The organism is Helicobacter brantae, from assembly GCF_003364205.1.
Lineage (GTDB): Bacteria > Campylobacterota > Campylobacteria > Campylobacterales > Helicobacteraceae > Helicobacter_G > Helicobacter_G brantae.
On sequence record NZ_NXLV01000001.1, the window covers coordinates 40,280 to 55,144 of the forward strand.

General features: G+C 40.2%; 15 protein-coding genes and 4 tRNA genes. 9 read left to right on the plus strand and 10 right to left on the minus strand.

Annotated elements, in window-relative coordinates; all coding sequences use genetic code 11:
- Nucleotides 1-4: 4 nt before the first annotated feature.
- The 3 genes from CQA58_RS00180 to CQA58_RS00190 are packed head-to-tail and all read right to left on the minus strand — an operon-like array spanning nucleotide 5 to nucleotide 4,655.
- Nucleotides 5-2,224: an endonuclease MutS2 gene (locus tag CQA58_RS00180; protein ID WP_115568692.1), complete on the minus strand. Its 2,220-nt coding sequence runs from the start codon at nucleotides 2,222-2,224 to the stop codon at nucleotides 5-7.
- The gene (gene murC, locus CQA58_RS00185) at nucleotides 2,217-3,524 is read right to left on the minus strand and encodes a UDP-N-acetylmuramate--L-alanine ligase (RefSeq protein WP_115568693.1); all 1,308 of its coding nucleotides are present in this window, start codon (nucleotides 3,522-3,524) and stop codon (nucleotides 2,217-2,219) included. Before murC ends, CQA58_RS00180 begins: the two co-directional genes overlap by 8 nt.
- Before the next feature lie 9 nt (nucleotides 3,525-3,533).
- The gene (locus CQA58_RS00190) at nucleotides 3,534-4,655 is read right to left on the minus strand and encodes a succinyldiaminopimelate transaminase (RefSeq protein ID WP_115568884.1); all 1,122 of its coding nucleotides are present in this window, start codon (nucleotides 4,653-4,655) and stop codon (nucleotides 3,534-3,536) included.
- 292 nt (nucleotides 4,656-4,947) lie between these two features.
- Between CQA58_RS00190 and CQA58_RS00195 the strand changes: the two genes are divergently transcribed.
- The 4 genes from CQA58_RS00195 (at nucleotide 4,948) to CQA58_RS00210 (ending at nucleotide 5,331) form a co-directional block, all read left to right on the plus strand.
- Nucleotides 4,948-5,022: transfer RNA gene (locus tag CQA58_RS00195), tRNA-Gly, on the plus strand.
- A 40-nt stretch (nucleotides 5,023-5,062) separates the two neighbouring features.
- Nucleotides 5,063-5,149 (plus strand) — tRNA-Leu (locus CQA58_RS00200).
- A 10-nt stretch (nucleotides 5,150-5,159) separates the two neighbouring features.
- Nucleotides 5,160-5,234: transfer RNA gene (locus CQA58_RS00205), tRNA-Cys, on the plus strand.
- Nucleotides 5,235-5,243: 9 nt separating this feature from the next.
- Nucleotides 5,244-5,331, plus strand: a tRNA-Ser gene (locus CQA58_RS00210).
- Nucleotides 5,332-5,346: 15 nt separating this feature from the next.
- Here the strand turns inward: CQA58_RS00210 and CQA58_RS00215 are convergent.
- From CQA58_RS00215 to CQA58_RS00245, 7 genes are read right to left on the minus strand one after another with little or no spacing between them, the layout of a single operon-like run.
- Nucleotides 5,347-6,210, minus strand: coding sequence for an energy transducer TonB (locus CQA58_RS00215; protein WP_245942714.1), 864 nt, complete (start codon nucleotides 6,208-6,210; stop codon nucleotides 5,347-5,349).
- Entirely contained in the window at nucleotides 6,211-6,819 is a 609-nt protein-coding gene (locus CQA58_RS00220) for a hypothetical protein (protein WP_115568694.1), read from the minus strand. It lies immediately after the preceding gene.
- On the minus strand, nucleotides 6,819-7,169 hold the full coding sequence (gene fliN, locus CQA58_RS00225; protein WP_115568695.1) for a flagellar motor switch protein FliN: 351 nt from the start codon (nucleotides 7,167-7,169) through the stop codon (nucleotides 6,819-6,821). Before fliN ends, CQA58_RS00220 begins: the two co-directional genes overlap by 1 nt.
- Nucleotides 7,166-7,564, minus strand: coding sequence for a hypothetical protein (locus CQA58_RS00230; protein ID WP_115568696.1), 399 nt, complete (start codon nucleotides 7,562-7,564; stop codon nucleotides 7,166-7,168). The genes fliN and CQA58_RS00230 overlap by 4 nt, the downstream gene beginning before the upstream one ends.
- 10 nt (nucleotides 7,565-7,574) lie before the next feature.
- On the minus strand, nucleotides 7,575-8,213 hold the full coding sequence (gene nth / locus CQA58_RS00235; protein ID WP_115568697.1) for an endonuclease III: 639 nt from the start codon (nucleotides 8,211-8,213) through the stop codon (nucleotides 7,575-7,577).
- Nucleotides 8,210-8,437 carry a FeoA family protein gene (locus CQA58_RS00240; protein ID WP_115568698.1) on the minus strand — a complete coding sequence of 76 codons (228 nt, stop codon included), beginning with the start codon at nucleotides 8,435-8,437 and terminating at the stop codon, nucleotides 8,210-8,212. Before CQA58_RS00240 ends, nth begins: the two co-directional genes overlap by 4 nt.
- Before the next feature lies 1 nt (nucleotide 8,438).
- Nucleotides 8,439-11,111 (minus strand): YhdP family protein, encoded by a 2,673-nt coding sequence (locus CQA58_RS00245; protein WP_115568699.1) that lies wholly within the window; start codon nucleotides 11,109-11,111, stop codon nucleotides 8,439-8,441.
- Here CQA58_RS00245 and mltG point away from each other — a divergent pair.
- Genes mltG through CQA58_RS00270 form a run of 5 tightly spaced genes read left to right on the plus strand, consistent with a single transcriptional unit; the run spans nucleotide 11,065 to nucleotide 14,826 of the window.
- Nucleotides 11,065-11,979 carry an endolytic transglycosylase MltG gene (gene mltG / locus CQA58_RS00250; RefSeq protein WP_115568700.1) on the plus strand — a complete coding sequence of 305 codons (915 nt, stop codon included), beginning with the start codon at nucleotides 11,065-11,067 and terminating at the stop codon, nucleotides 11,977-11,979. The genes CQA58_RS00245 and mltG overlap by 47 nt on opposite strands.
- A gap of 45 nt (nucleotides 11,980-12,024) precedes the next feature.
- Nucleotides 12,025-12,333 carry a 4Fe-4S dicluster domain-containing protein gene (locus CQA58_RS00255; protein WP_115568701.1) on the plus strand — a complete coding sequence of 103 codons (309 nt, stop codon included), beginning with the start codon at nucleotides 12,025-12,027 and terminating at the stop codon, nucleotides 12,331-12,333.
- The gene (locus CQA58_RS00260; protein ID WP_115568702.1) at nucleotides 12,330-13,457 is read left to right on the plus strand and encodes a 2-oxoglutarate synthase subunit alpha; all 1,128 of its coding nucleotides are present in this window, start codon (nucleotides 12,330-12,332) and stop codon (nucleotides 13,455-13,457) included. Before CQA58_RS00255 ends, CQA58_RS00260 begins: the two co-directional genes overlap by 4 nt.
- The gene (locus CQA58_RS00265; RefSeq protein WP_115568703.1) at nucleotides 13,457-14,278 is read left to right on the plus strand and encodes a 2-oxoglutarate ferredoxin oxidoreductase subunit beta; all 822 of its coding nucleotides are present in this window, start codon (nucleotides 13,457-13,459) and stop codon (nucleotides 14,276-14,278) included. The genes CQA58_RS00260 and CQA58_RS00265 overlap by 1 nt, the downstream gene beginning before the upstream one ends.
- Nucleotides 14,275-14,826 (plus strand): 2-oxoacid:acceptor oxidoreductase family protein, encoded by a 552-nt coding sequence (locus tag CQA58_RS00270; protein ID WP_115568704.1) that lies wholly within the window; start codon nucleotides 14,275-14,277, stop codon nucleotides 14,824-14,826. The genes CQA58_RS00265 and CQA58_RS00270 overlap by 4 nt, the downstream gene beginning before the upstream one ends.
- Nucleotides 14,827-14,865: the final 39 nt, after the last annotated feature.

A 14,865-nucleotide genomic window follows, 5' to 3' on the forward strand; every position in this document is an offset into this window, starting at 1 on the left:
TTTTCTAAAGCTTCACAACCTTAGCCCCAAACCCTCCCATTTGGGGTGGAGCATCAGAGAAGCTTATGACTTTGGGGTGGGTGGAGAGGAAGTCTTTGATGACTTTAGAGAGGATTCCACCTCCAATCCCATGATAAATCAGCACTTCATCATATCCTGCAAGTAAGCAATCAGAGATAAATTTATCTGCCCTCTCCAATGCCTCTTCAGCCCTTAGTCCGTGCAAATCTAGACTTACTCCTACCGAGTTTTTGGGAGCTATGACTTTGTTTTTTGGACTTAGAGTTGGGGGTGGTGTGCCACAGGGTTTTAGAGAGTTGGCTTCGACTTTGAGCTTAAACCCATCATCACATTCTATGAGATAGAGTGAGCCACTTTTTCCTTTGATTACCCCTCTATTTTTGCCATATTTAATCCTCTCTCCTATCTTATACTCTCTAGGGCTTTGGGGGAGTGCAGGGGAGGGGGTTTGGGCATTTTTAAGAATCTGGCTAGATTTATTCATATTTTGATGAATCTCCCCTAGAGTCTTTGCCTCTTTTTTGAGTTCAGAGAGGGCTTCTTGATAGATTTGCTCTAAGCGATTTTTCTCTTTTTGCAAAGCCTTAGTATTGGCTTCTATCTGCTCTTCTAGCTCTTGGCGTTTTTTATAAAGTTTGTCATTTTGCTCTTGGAGTTTGAGCTTTTCCTCATATAGCTCTAGCTCTAGGAGTGTGGATTTTTCTATGAGGGCGTTAAGCTTTTCTTTGTCCTCTCCATAATGCTCTCTTGCCCTTTGTATGAGAGAGTGGGGGATATGATAACGCAATGCTGTTTCAAACGCATAGCTCTTGCCTATACTGCCCTTGAGGAAAGAAAATGTGGGAATCTGATTTTTCTCATCAAAGAGAGCAGCGTATAGCTCGACTTGTGGGTTTGTCGCCATAAGGGAAGCTAGGCGTTTGTGATGGGTGGTGATGATGATTTTTGCCCCCTTGCTTAATAAATGCTCCAAAATCTCTTTATACAAGCTTGAAGCCTCATCTGCATCAGTCCCTAGCTCTATCTCATCGATTGCTAGGAGGAGGGAGGGAGTGTTGAGAATATGAGAGATTTCAAGCATTCTTCCTGCAAAGGTGGAGATATCATCTTTGCTATTTTGTGGATCAGAGATGATAGCTTCAATATGTTTAAAGCTCCCGATCCTTGAGTGCGTGGCATTGATTTTTTGAGGGAGGAGGAGAGAGGAGAGAAACACGCTTGAGAGAATGGACTTTAAAAGCATTGTTTTTCCCCCTGCATTCACTCCTGTAATCATCAAAAGATTCTTTTTGAATTCAAGATTGAGGAGTTTGGGGTTTTTGAGATTGGGGTGAGCGTAGTCTTTGAGAATGATTTCGCTCCCATTATGCTTATAGGCAAATTCTAGGTTTTTATCCCTTGCAAAAAGTATCCTTGAGTAGAGATGATCGAGTTTGTCAAAAGCTTTGTTGATGAATTTCAAAAAGAGCAAACTTTTTGAAAACTCTTTGCTAAGCTCTTTGCAAATGCTATAAATTTGGGTTTGGTATAAGTCTTTGAGATTGCTTTCTTTTTCTTTGAGTTTGAGGATACTTTCAGGGCAGAGGTAGAAAAACCCACCTGAAGAGCGTGAGAGTATCATTCCTTTGATAAAGTGATTGAATCCTGATTTGAGAAGGAGGCATTCGCTATTGTTGATGAAATGCACTTGTTTATCCACAAGATAGGGGGCAAGTGAGGTTTGAGAGAGGGTGGAGCTAAGGGCTGATTTGATTTGGGACTGGATAGAGCTAAGGTTGTAGCGGATTTGATCAAGTTCAGGGTAGATTCCCTCTTTGATCTCTCCATCTTCTTCAAAAAATCGTGCAATTTTTAGAAGATGGCTTGGAAGCTCAATTTTATCTACCCAATCTCTAAAAACCCCCATTTTTGGCAATGAGCTTAGGGTTTTGAGAGCGTGGAAGAAAAGCAAGATTTTGCTAAACTCAAAGATTTCTTCTAAGTGCAATACCCCACTTTTTTGCAAATGTACTAGCTGAGTATCAAGGTTTTTGACTTTGGGGAGAGTGGGAAGCGTGAGGGGTTCTAAGTCTTTGAGGAGAGCTGAGAAAACAGCATAATCCCCCTCAAAGGCGATTTCTTTCTCTCTTGCAAAATAGCTAGAAAAGGAGTTTAGAAACTCACACAAATCAAGTTTTTGGGCAAGGGAGAGGAGCTTAGACATTTTTCTCTCTAAGCTGATAGGTGATATCCCCTGCACCAAAACCGATGATTAGCCCCTCACTTAGCACTTCAAGTAAGCATTCATTCTCATACACATAGATTTTCCCTCCCTCTTGGCTGATATGAGTGGCAAAGGTGGGGGAGTATGAAGAAAATAGGGTGGGGAAATCAATTTGGATATGATTCTCTCCTGCTCTCCATACAGGCAAGATGATGAGGCGATCACAGCCTTTGAAACACTCAATAAATGCCTTTTGATTATCCAAAAATCTTGAGTATTTGTGAGGTTGCCAAATGCAAGTGATAGGAAGATTGGCTTTGTTTTGAGTGTAGATTTTGACTGCTTGAAGCGTAGCTTTGATCTCTGTGGGGTGGTGGGCGTAATCATCGATGATGATACAAGGAGATTTGCTCACAATATCAAAGCGTTTTTTGATTCCTTTGAAGTTTTTGAGATTTGCTCTAATGCTTTCAAGTGGGAGTTCATCAAGTGAGGCAAGGATAGCAAGTGAGGCATTGAGTGCTGTATGCTCTCCAAACCCCCACACCTCGAACTCTCCCAAGTCTTTGAGGGCAAAGCGAGTATGAGGCTCATCGTCTTTGAGAAAATAGGTGATATTGCTAATATCTTTTTGGGGATAGAGCCTTGTAGCTTCTATATCAAGGGTGGAGAGGAAAGGATCGTCCATATTGATAACCCTCTTTTGGGCTTTTAAAAGAAAGGATTTGTAGCATTCATAAAACTCATCAAGGTTATGGTTGTAGCTCTCCATATGCTCTGGCTCTGTATTTGTAACAATCGCACAATAAGGGTTTGAGTTCAAAAAACTCTTATCGCTCTCATCAGCCTCAAACACAATGCTCTCACTCTCTACTTCTCTCACATTGCAATCAAACTCTTTACTCTCTGCCCCAATGATTGCCCCAAAGTGAGGCAAAATGCTACTTAAAATCGCTGTGGTTGTGCTTTTGCCGTGAGCCCCACATACGCTAAACACTCTTTTGTCTTGCAAAATTTTCTCTAATGCGTCTTTTCTTGAAAGGATTGGGATATTTTGATTTTTTGCCTCTATGATTTCGATATTTTCAGGTTTGATGATTGCTGAGTGAATGACTAAATCCTGCCCTTCTATGGCATCTTTGCAGTGGGGGATTGTGATTTTTGCTCCATCTTTTTGGAGCTTTTTTACACTTTTGTTTGAAGCAATATCAGAGCCACTGATTTGCACCCCTTGAGATTTGAGATAGCGAGCAAGCCCTGAGATTCCAATCCCACCAATACCGATAAAATGCACTTTCATTTCTAACCTTTATAAATATTTCTTAATTGTTGTTAATGCTTCTTGAATGACTTGCTCCTCATACACTAGAGCAATTCTCACAAAGCCCTCTCCTTCTCCCTCACGCCCTAGAAAGCTTCCTGCCAAAAGCATAATCCCCTCTTTTTCATAAAGAGTTTTGCAAAACTCTAGTTCATCACCCACTTTTAGCCAAACATAGAAACTATAAGGAGAGATAGGAGTATTTGAGAAAATCTCTCTAGCGATTTTGAGGTTTTTTGCATAGATTTTTCTTGTATCCTCACTGCTTAGTTCCCACGCCACTTTTGAGGCCTCTTGCAAGGGGAGGGGAATCGCACACCCACAATAAGTGCGATAAAGCCCATAAGCTCTAAGAATCTCCTCATCTCCTGCAATAAACCCACTTCTAAGACCGGGGGCTGAGGAGCGTTTGGAGATAGAGTTGAGGGCTAGAATGTTTTTAAAGCTTGTGTTTTCCTCTAAAATTGAGGCTTCTAAAATGCTATGAGGGGGCTTGTCTTCATAAATCTCACTATAACACTCATCGCTTAAAATCACAAAATTGTATTTGAGTGCATTTCTTACCCACTCTCTTAACTCCTCTATCTCTAGCACTGCTCCTGTGGGGTTGTTGGGGGAGTTGAGGATTACAAGATTGACTTGCTCTAGCTCTTGCTCTGTGAGTGAGGGCTTGAAATGATTGTCCTCATTTAGGGGCATTAAAAATACTTTTGCCCTACAAGCAAGAGAAGCACCCTCATAGATTTGATAAAAGGGGTTAGGATAAGCCATAGTGGGGTTTGTCAATCCATAAAGAAAGAATTGAGGGAAGTTAAATAGCACCTCTCTTGTCCCAAAAGTGGGAATGATTTGAGTGGGAGAGAGAGTGAGGGAGAAGCGATTTTTAAGGAAGTGAAGTTGGGCTTCTTTGAGATAATCTTCTCCTTTGCTTTTGGGATATTTTTGGAGAAGAGAGGTGTGAGATTTGAGTGCTTCTTGGATAGGGAGAGGGGTTTGAAATCGTGGCTCTCCAATTGTGAGATCAATAAGGGGTTTGTCCTTGGGAGGAGTAATCCCTTTTAGGAGAGAAGAGAGTTTTTCAAATGGATAGGTTTGAAATTGAGTTAGCACTTTTTCCTCATTTGCCAAAAATTTAAAGAGTGTATTCTATCAAAACCTAAGCATACTTTGAGGGCATTATCTAAAATGCTTAAAAAGTGTGATTTACCTTGTGGGGGTATAATTATCCTGAAATCCTTTTTCGCAAAGAAATTGGAAGTAGGCTTATGCTTTTGGCATAGGTTACCTCGTCTTAGAGCGGGGGTATTTTGGTTTTTCTTTGGGGCTTTTCTCAATATTTTTATATTTTTCTCATTCTATCTTGATTTTTTATAAAAACCCTGCTAAAATCTCGGTTTTGATTGCGGGAATAGCTCAGTGGTAGAGCACAACCTTGCCAAGGTTGGGGCCGCGAGTTCGATCCTCGTTTCCCGCTCCAAATGAAAATTTAGTTCTTTTTGATAACACGATGCTTAGAAGCCCGGGTGGTGGAATGGTAGACACAAGGGACTTAAAATCCCTCGAACATTGCGTTCGTGCCGGTTCAAGTCCGGCTTCGGGCACCAACTTTTATGTGGCGACATAGCCAAGTGGTAAGGCATGGGCCTGCAAAGCCTTGATTCCTCGGTTCGAATCCGAGTGTCGCCTCCACATTTTTATCGGGAGATGGCTGAGTGGTCGAAAGCGGCGGTCTTGAAAACCGTTGAGGGTCACACCTCCGGGGGTTCGAATCCCTCTCTCCCGGCCATAACTTCTTTTATCTTCAATAAGGCTTCATAATATAACTGATATAAAAGCGTATCAAAGTCTTGACTTTGGGATGTGGATAATCTTTATAAGCAATCTCTATGGTTTTGGTGCTGTTGCGATCTAGCAGGATAAACCCACTAGGCTTGATGATTTTAAGATCACTGATATCACCATTGGGGTGGAGGTAAAACTCTACGACATTCATTCCTGACTGCTTGAGCATTCCTGCGTTTGCTGGATATCTAAGATAGCTTTGAGTGATGCGTCCGATATAGGAGAGATTGTTGATGATAAACTCCTGCTCTTCTTTGCCTAACTCTCCAAACTCTGCTCCATAGATTTCAGAAATATTTTTCTTGGTGTAAGTATCTGCAAATTGATAGGCAAGGGTTTGCTTATAGGGAAGGGGAGGAGTTTGCTCTTGAGCGTTTTCTTGTGAGGGTGGCTCTTGAGATAAATCTAGGTTTTGCAAAGATTGCTCTAGGGTTTGTGCTTCTTGGAGTTCTTGAGGGGTTTCTTGGGGTGTTGCCTGAGAGATTTCTCTAGGAGACTCTCTAGGAGTTTCTTGCTCTTTGTTTATTTTTTCTTCTTTGATTATCTCTTTGCTTGTTTGTTGTTTTTCAATCTTTTTGGGTTTTTGAGTAGGGGGAGTGGGAGGGGGTGTGGCTTTGGATTTTAGCAGAGGTTGGGGCTTGGTGAGAGAGCTAAGAGATTCTTGAGGAATTTCTGAGAGGGTTTTGAATGAGGCTTTAATCCTATGCTCTCCCACACCTTTTTTGAATCCTAGATTTTTTTGATGAATGATAAAGTAGGCGACAAGGAGAGCGTGGAGAGAAAAAGAGAGAAAAAGTGTGATAATAAGGCGATATTTTCGCAATTACTCTTCCTTGATTAAATCTGTGAATTCCTTATTATCTTTTGTTTTTGGATAATGATTGAGAAGCGTGCAACCTTTTTGATTGGAAAAAATAAGATATTTCTCTCCCTCATACTCCAAAGCGATGAGTTTTGCTCTAGCTTTGAGGTGGATTTCTGAGTAGTGGATTTTTTGAGTGGGGAGTTTGAGTTTTTTTCTTACAAAATATAAGACAATAATCATAGCTCCCAAAAATCCAATGACTGAAAAATATGATCCCCAAGAGACTTGAAGAATCTCAGAGCTAAAACTCAAAACGCTCTCTTCTTGACCTTTTTGGATAGAAAGCTCAAGATTTTTACCACAAAGAGTGATTTGGGCTTTGTTTTGAGAATTGTTTGAGATAGTAATTTGCTCAAATGGAGATTGGAGTTTTTGAGTGAGTGATTCCCCAATGAGAGGGGAGGAGAAAGTGAGAAGAAGGCAGTGTTCTTGATTAGAGGTTTGAAATCTCTCTTTGGAAGGGAGGGAGATTTCTATTTTTTTGAGTGAGGGAGTGATTTTGATTTGTGAGATTTCAAGAGCTTGAGAGAAGCAAAAAAATAGAAGCAAAAAGGATAAAAAACGCACTAAATTCTCTCACGAGTGATATAGTAAATAATCGCATCAGAATCAAGTATTTCATTGATACGAATAGCTAGATTTTTCTCATAAACCATTACCTCTCCTTTGCCAATCACTCTTCCATTGACAAAAGCTTCAATACTCTCTCCTGCGGGTTTTTGCAAATCAATAATTGAGCCTTTTTCAAGCTTGATAATATCCCTTAGGCTTAAGCGAGTGGCAGCAAGTTGGGCATCAAAGACAACTTCCATATCCAAAAGCCCTGCATAATTCTCCATCATTCTCTCAAAATTGCGTGCAAGTTCGACTTCTTTTTCGGTGTGTTCATAATCCTGATTGAGGATTGCTGAGCTCATAATTTCTCCTTGTAGATACTACATTTTCCTTTCTCTATTGCAAAATGTATTCCCTCTAGGTGGCTTGGAGCATTGCTAGTTTCTCCTAAAAAACTTGGAGTGCTAAGAGTGGTTTGAATATTTTGTTGAGAATACAAAACTTTGGCTTTCCCAATCACAAGATTGGCCAATTCATTGCACAAATCATAAAGATCTTCTTTTTGGGGATTGCTCTCAAAAAGAATGGCGTGTGAGAGAAAATGCAAAAACTCAATATCACTATAGAAATAAAAATTTGCCTCACTTGTAGAGATTTTGGAGCAATAGCCGTGCGTGATTCCTTGAGGGATTTGCTCTGGGGTTACTCCTGTGGTGGTTTGAATTGTTTGTATAAAACTTTCGATAATCACTTCCATTTTTCCATCCTTATTGGGGTTTAAAGATTTTTGTGCTTACACAAAACTCTCGCACAAAGCAATCTTGGCACTCTGGTTTGAGGGCTTTGCAAACATAGCGTCCAAAAAGGACAAAAGCTTGATGCAATGCACTTAAATCATTTTGGAATAATTTTACTAATTCTTGCTCTGTTTTGAGTGCTGTTTTTGCACAACTTAATCCAAGTCTGTGTGAAACCCTGAAAACATGGGTATCCACAGCCATAAAATTTTTTTCAAAATACTCTATCAAAACGACATTGGCTGTCTTTTGTCCTACCCCTGAGAGGGTTTTTAGCTCCTCTTGAGTGTGAGGAATCTCTCCATTGAAATTTTCTAATACTTGGTTTGCCATTTTGATGAGGTTGGTGGCCTTGTTGTTGAAAAATGAGCAAGTTTGGATCAACGCCTTTAGCTCATCAAGATTGGCATTGGCTAAGTGTTTGGGGGTAGGATAAGAGGCAAAGAGAGAGGGGGTAATGAGATTGACCCTCCTATCTGTGCATTGGGCTGAGAGCATAACGCTGACTAAAAGCTCATAGAGATTTTGATAGCGTAACTCTGTTTTGGGGTTGGGATAGGCAAGAAGAAAAAGCCTTTTGAGCTTTTGAGCTTTTTGCTTTTTTGTCATAGAGGCTCAACGATGATGATTTGAGCTTCACTATCTCTTAGGGCAAGTTTGCTATGGTTGATTTGGATAGCCAAAGTGGCTTTGTTGGAAGAAAACCGCTCCAAAAAGATTTGGGAATCTTTAGTCAATCCCAAAGAAAGCAAACGATGAGCAAGTGTCTCATCGGGAGTTTTGATTTGAATGATTTTATAGGTTTGTCCCTCAATTCCTTCATAAAGTGTCATTTTATTCTCCTGTAAAAATTCTCTGAATGATTTTAAAAGGTGCACTGATTAAATCTTCAGCAATCGTTACCTCTGATTTTGGATCATCAAGTGTTCCTTTGATTACCACACCTGTGGATATTTTACCTTCTTTACCCAACAAAAGATAACCAACGATAGGAATTTTACTCAAAACTTCTGAAAGTCCTTTAATTGTCGAGATATTTAGAGCAATATCAATGCTTTTATCCTCTAGTTTGACAACCCCACTGCCAAGCACATCAATAGAGCTTCCAATCAAATCAATCTTTTTCAGTCCCAAATACTCATTATTGACATCAAAAGTAATTCTGCCTTGAGTTACCTCATAGCCATCAGCTCCAAGTCCAGGTTTTTTGAAAACTATAAGTGAGGGGATTGTATCAATGAGTGCAACGACATTTTGCAAGGTGGCAAAGTTCTTGAAAATCGTATTTTGGATCTCAATCTCCCCTCTTAAGACTTTGTTTTTGTAAATCCCCTTACCACTAAAAAGCCCACCCTCTACAATCGTTTTATCTGCAATAAGGTTGATGAAATTGCCACTAAAGTTATTGGCTTGAAACTTGATAATATCATCATAGAAATCAAGATTGGCTACTCCATTTTTATGCGTAAGATCGGCTTTGATTTTACCATCAATGAGATTGACAATGATTTCATCTGTTGGCACAATCCAATTTTTGTATCGCACCCCTGAATCTTTGGCTTCTAAATAGAGTTGAAAATTGCTTGGGGATTCTTGGGATTGAGTTTGTTGAGTTTGTTGAGTTTTGGGCGTGTTGAAAGAGAGGAAGGGAATCTTGTTTTGCTCTAGTGCGTCTAAATCAAAGTTTTTGCTCACAAAATTGGCTTTGAGAAAATGATCTTGATAATCTAGGATAATGCTCTCATCTAAAGAACTTGCATAAATCCTTTTTGGAGTGATTTTGATTGTAGAGTGAAGCTCTTTGATTGGATTCCATTTTTTATCAAAGAGAGGGTAGGCTAGGTCTGAGATTTGAGTTTGGATATAAATGGTTTTGAAATCTTGTGTTTGGATTGCGATTTCGCCTTTGTGGATTGCAAGATATTGCAGTAGGGGAGAGTAGGGATAGAGTTTGCTAATATCGCTGAGGATAATGTTTTTGGTAGGAGAGAGGGAGATTTGGGCTTTGAAATCCTCTAGCGTGATAAGAGGAGTATCGGCAAAATCCACACCAAAACGCATTTGTTGAACCTCTTGCCCTGAAAATTCAAGGATTTCATCAAGTTGTGATTGAGGGTTGTCATTGGCATTGATGATGAGATAATCAGGATTGATTTTTCCTTGAGCTTTTTTGTCTTTGAGATTAATATCACAATTCACTAATCCCAAAAATTCAGGATTTTCAAATGAAAGCTTAGAATCATTGAGGAAGATGTGTTTTTCTTGTGGGGTAATGTCTAAAACCACATTGAGGTTTTGGGCAAAGATTGGGAAACCAAAAAAATCAAAATCAGCATCTTGGGATTTTAAAATCCCTTTTGCCTCCACTTCTACTCCCTCTTCTTGTGCCTCAAAAGTGAGCTTTAAATCCACATTGATATTTGAGTTTTTTTGATGAATATCAAAATCAATATCATAAGTTTGCAAGAGATGATGAAGCCTTTGATCCAAAATCGCCTCTTGGGATTTGATAGAAACTATGGTTTGTAAATTCCCTCCAAAATTTGTAAGCTCTACTTTGCTTCCATCAAGTTTGAGATCTTCGTATCTAGGAGAGTCTAGCAAGAAGCTTAGAGTGTCGTTTTTGTATTTTACGCTTAGGTGTGGGGTGGTGATAGGAGGGAGATTTTCTTCTAATCGGAGTGCAACATTCTCAAGCGTGATTTCTGCATAAAGGCTTTTTAAAAGCTTTTGTGCAAAATTTTCATTAAAAGGAGCAGAGAAGAAAAGATTTGTGATTCTCACATTGTTGAATTGAGATTTTTGAAATAGCCACTTATAGAGCGTGAAGTTTAGTTCTTTGATTTGCTCTTTGAAGGGATCAAGAGATTTGAGTGTGGTGCTAAAAGCACTTAGATTGAGGGTTTGAAGATCGGAATTTCCTTTGATGACAAGCTTTTCTTCTGCATTCATTCCCTCCTCAAAAGAGTTTGCCACGACATTAAAGGCAAGTTTGTTTTTGGTGGTTGAGAAGATGAATTTTCCTATGGTGTTGATTTTGTATTTTTCAAAGACAAGTTTTTGGATATTGAGGTGAATATTGCTTTGATCTTGAGTAAGCTCAAATCGAGCAATCACAGAGGGAAAAAGCAATTCATAGCGTTTGCCATCATAAAAGATTGAGGCGTGTTGTGAATCAGGCAAGATAATATCTCTTACTTCCACTTCCTTAAAATAAGACATTGCTACAAGACTGCGTTGAAACCAACGCAAGGTTTTTTGGATATTGAAGCTTGATTGGGTGTTTGAGGGGGAGATTTGGAGTTTGTCAAGGGTAAAAATAAACTTATTGTCAAGTTTTAGATACAATCCTTGTAATTTGATATTTGAAAAGCTCAAGTTTTGGATATGTATCCCACGATAGAGCGTAAAAAACAAACCAAGGATTAAAAGGGCAAGCGTGAGAAATAGTGTAGTGAGAATGATTGATTTCTTTTTGGGTTTTGTCTTTTTTGTCTGTGTTTGCATTCTGTTCTATCTCAATCTTAGGGTTTTTACTTCAGAGGTTATTCAACTTCCAAGGGGTTCAATTAAAACTATTGTAGCACATTTACACTCTCAAAAGGTAGATGTCAATGCTTTAGATTCTCTTATTTTGCGATTTTTTGGAAAACCTCAGAGTGGGTGGATTGATTTGGGCAAAAGTGAGATGAGTAAAGCTGATTTGCTCTATAAACTCACTAAAGCCAAGCCCCCACTTAAAGAGATTACACTCATACCAGGGGAGAGTGCCGTGTTTTTTATAGAGCAAATCTCTCAAACACTCCAAATCCCCAAAGAAGAGCTATGGAGGGCATATAGAGAGAGAGTGGAGTGTGAAGATGGCAATATAGTCCCTCAAACCTATAAAGTCCCTTATGGAATCAATGCAAATGAGCTTTTTGCCTATTTGCTTAACTACTCTCAAAAAGAGTATGAAAAAATTGCCAAGCAATATGGCTATCAAACCAACTCAAAAGAGTGGAAGCAAATCCTCTCAATTGCTTCAATTATCCAAAAAGAGGCTGCCAATGCCAAAGAAATGCCCCTAGTTTCTGCTGTGGTGTATAACAGACTAAAGAGAGGAATGCCCTTGCAAATGGATGGCTCACTCAATTATGGGAAATACTCTCATCAAAAAATCACCCCTCAACGCATAAGAGAAGATGACACACCTTTTAATACCTATCGTTACAAAGGAGTCCCTCCCTGCCCTTGTGGAAGTATCTCAAAGTCTGCACTTCTCTCTTCTCTCTCTCCTGCTGATGTGCCTTATTTATACTTTGTGCGTAACCAAAACGGAGTGCATAGCTTCTCAACAAACTACAAAGAACATCAAGAGAATTTCAAAAGATAATTTTTTGATATATAATCCCCTAAAAGCAAAATCTAAGGAGGCTTGATGGAAAAAGTTCCTGTATGGGTAGATGAGGAGAGATGCAAGGGGTGCGATATTTGCGTGTCTTTGTGTCCTGCTGGAGTATTGTCAATGAGGCTAGATTCTCACAAAGTGCTAGGCAAGGTGATTGAAGTGAGTTTTCCTCAGAGCTGTATTGGGTGCAAGGAATGTGAGTTGCATTGCCCTGACTTTGCGATTTTTGTAGCAGAGAAGGGAGATTATAGTTTTGCAAAAATTAGCTTTGAGGCTCAAGAGAGAGGCAAAAGGATCAAAGAAAATGGCTTTATATTGCCTCAAGGAGAGAGAGTATGAGAGAGTTAGTCATCAATGGTAATGAGCTTGTCGCTTTGGCAGCGATTGAGGCAGGGTGCAAGTTTTTTGGAGGGTATCCTATCACTCCCTCAAGTGAGATTGCTCATCAAATGAGTATTTTGCTTCCCAAAAATGAGGGGACTTTTATTCAAATGGAAGATGAGATTAGTGGAATTTGTGTAGCTCTTGGAGCTTCAATGAGTGGGTGTAAGGCAATGACAGCAAGTTCAGGGCCGGGGATTTCGCTCAAAAGTGAGCAAATTGGCTATGGCTTTATGGCTGAGATTCCACTAGTGATTGTTGATGTGATGCGTGGAGGACCTTCCACTGGACTTCCCACTCGTGTATCTCAAGGCGATATAGAGTTTCTCAAGCACCCCACACACGGAGATTTTCAAGCTGTGCTGATTGCTCCCTCAACCCTAGAGGAGATTTATTTTAAAACCATTGAGGCTTTTAACTTGGCTGAAGAGTTGATGACGCCTGTATTTTTGGTGCTTGATGAAACCATAGGACATATGTATGGAAAAGTGCTCTTGCCTGAAGTAAGTGAGATAAAAATCTCTTCACGCAAGAGGTTTAGTGGAGAGAGCAAGGATTATTTCCCCTATGGTGTGGGAGAGAATACTCCTGCTGTGCTAAATCCATTTTTCCAAGGCTATCCCTATCATATCACAGGGCTTCATCACGGCAAGGGAGGATTCCCCACTGAAGATAAAGCTCTCTCTCAAGCCCTCATCGATCGCCTAGTGGGAAAAATCCAAAGCAGAGCCAATGAGCTTTTTACTTACTCAAGCAGTGAGCTAGAAGATGCAGAGGTGGTTATTGTGGCGTATGGCTCTGTGTATCTTTCAGCAATGGAGGCACTAAAGGCTTTAAGAAGTGAGGGGGTAAAGGTGGGAATCTTCTCTCCTAAACTCCTCTATCCTGTGGCAGAAGAGAGAATCAAAGAGCTACTTAAAGATAGAGAAGTGATTGTAGTAGAGCTTAATAAAGGGCAATATCTCCAAGAGATTGAGAGGGTGTTGGGAAGAGAAGTGAAATTTATCGGACAATCTGATGGCAGATCAATTGATCCCTTGGTGATGAAAGAGATGATTTTGCAAAGTATGGGAGGCAAGTAATGGCGTTTGATTATAGTGCGTATTTACGCAATGATAAATTACCTACACTTTGGTGTTGGGGGTGTGGAGATGGCGTGATTCTCAAAGCAATTATCCGAGCCATTGTAGAGAATGGTTGGGATATGAAAGATGTGTGTGTGGTGAGTGGAATAGGGTGTAGTGGAAGAATGAGCTCTTATATCAATTGCAATAGCGTGCATACCACACACGGCAGAGCTTTGGCTTATGCCACAGGGATAAAACTTGCCAATCCTAGCAAAAAGGTGATTGTAGTCTGTGGAGATGGCGATGCTTTGGCAATCGGAGGAAATCACACTATCCATGCTTGTAGAAGAAATATTGATCTAAATTTGGTGCTTATCAACAACTTCATCTATGGCTTGACAAACTCCCAAACCTCCCCCACCACTCCTCAAGGCTTTTGGACTGCCACAGCACAATATGGCAATATTGATCCCAATTTCAATGCCTGTGATTTGGCTATGAGTGCAGGAGCTTCTTTTGTGGCTAGAGAGAGTGTGCTAAACCCCAAAAGGATTGAGAAAATCCTAAGTGAGGGGTTTGCTCATGAGGGCTTTAGCTTTATGGAGATTTTCAGTAATTGTCATATCAATCTTGGAAGAAAAAATAAAATGGGAGAGGCAGTGGAGTGTTTAAGGTGGATTGATAGCCTCACACTCTCCAAAGCCAAATATGAATCACTCCCCATAGAAGAGAGAGCAGGGAAATTCCCTGTGGGAGTTTTGCACCAAGAAGCAAGGGTGGAATACACCAAAGCTTATGAGGAAGTGAGAAAGAAAGCAAGAGGAGAGGGCAAGTGAGAAAGGCATTGAGATTTAGTGGAGTAGGGGGACAAGGTGTGCTTTTGGCAGGAGAGATTTTGGCAGAGGCAAAGATAGAGAGTGGAGGCTATGGAATCAAGGCTGCAAGTTATACAAGCCAAGTGCGAGGGGGGCCAACAAAAGTAGATATTTTGCTAGATGAAGAGGAGATACTTTATCCTTATGCTACTGAGGGGAAGATTGATTTTATGCTCTCAACTGCTCAAGTGGGGTTTGATTCTTTTAAGAGCGGGATAAAAGAGGGAGGGATTATTGTCATTGATAGCAATCTTGTGAGGGCAAGTGAGGAGGATAGGGCAAGATATGAGATTGTAGAAATCCCTCTTATCTCTATTGCCAAAAACGAGATAGGCAATGTGGTGACTCAATCAGTCGTGGCTTTGGGGGTGAGCGTGGAGCTTTCAGGTTGTATGGATAGAGAGCTTGTATTTGCTGTAATGCAAAAAAAAGTGCCAAGCAAAGTGCTAGAGCTCAATAAAAGGGCATTTGAAGTGGGTGAGGAGTATGCCAAAAGGGCTAGGGGGTAAGACTTTCTTTGCTCTAAAGAGTAAAAATAGGGGGAGGAT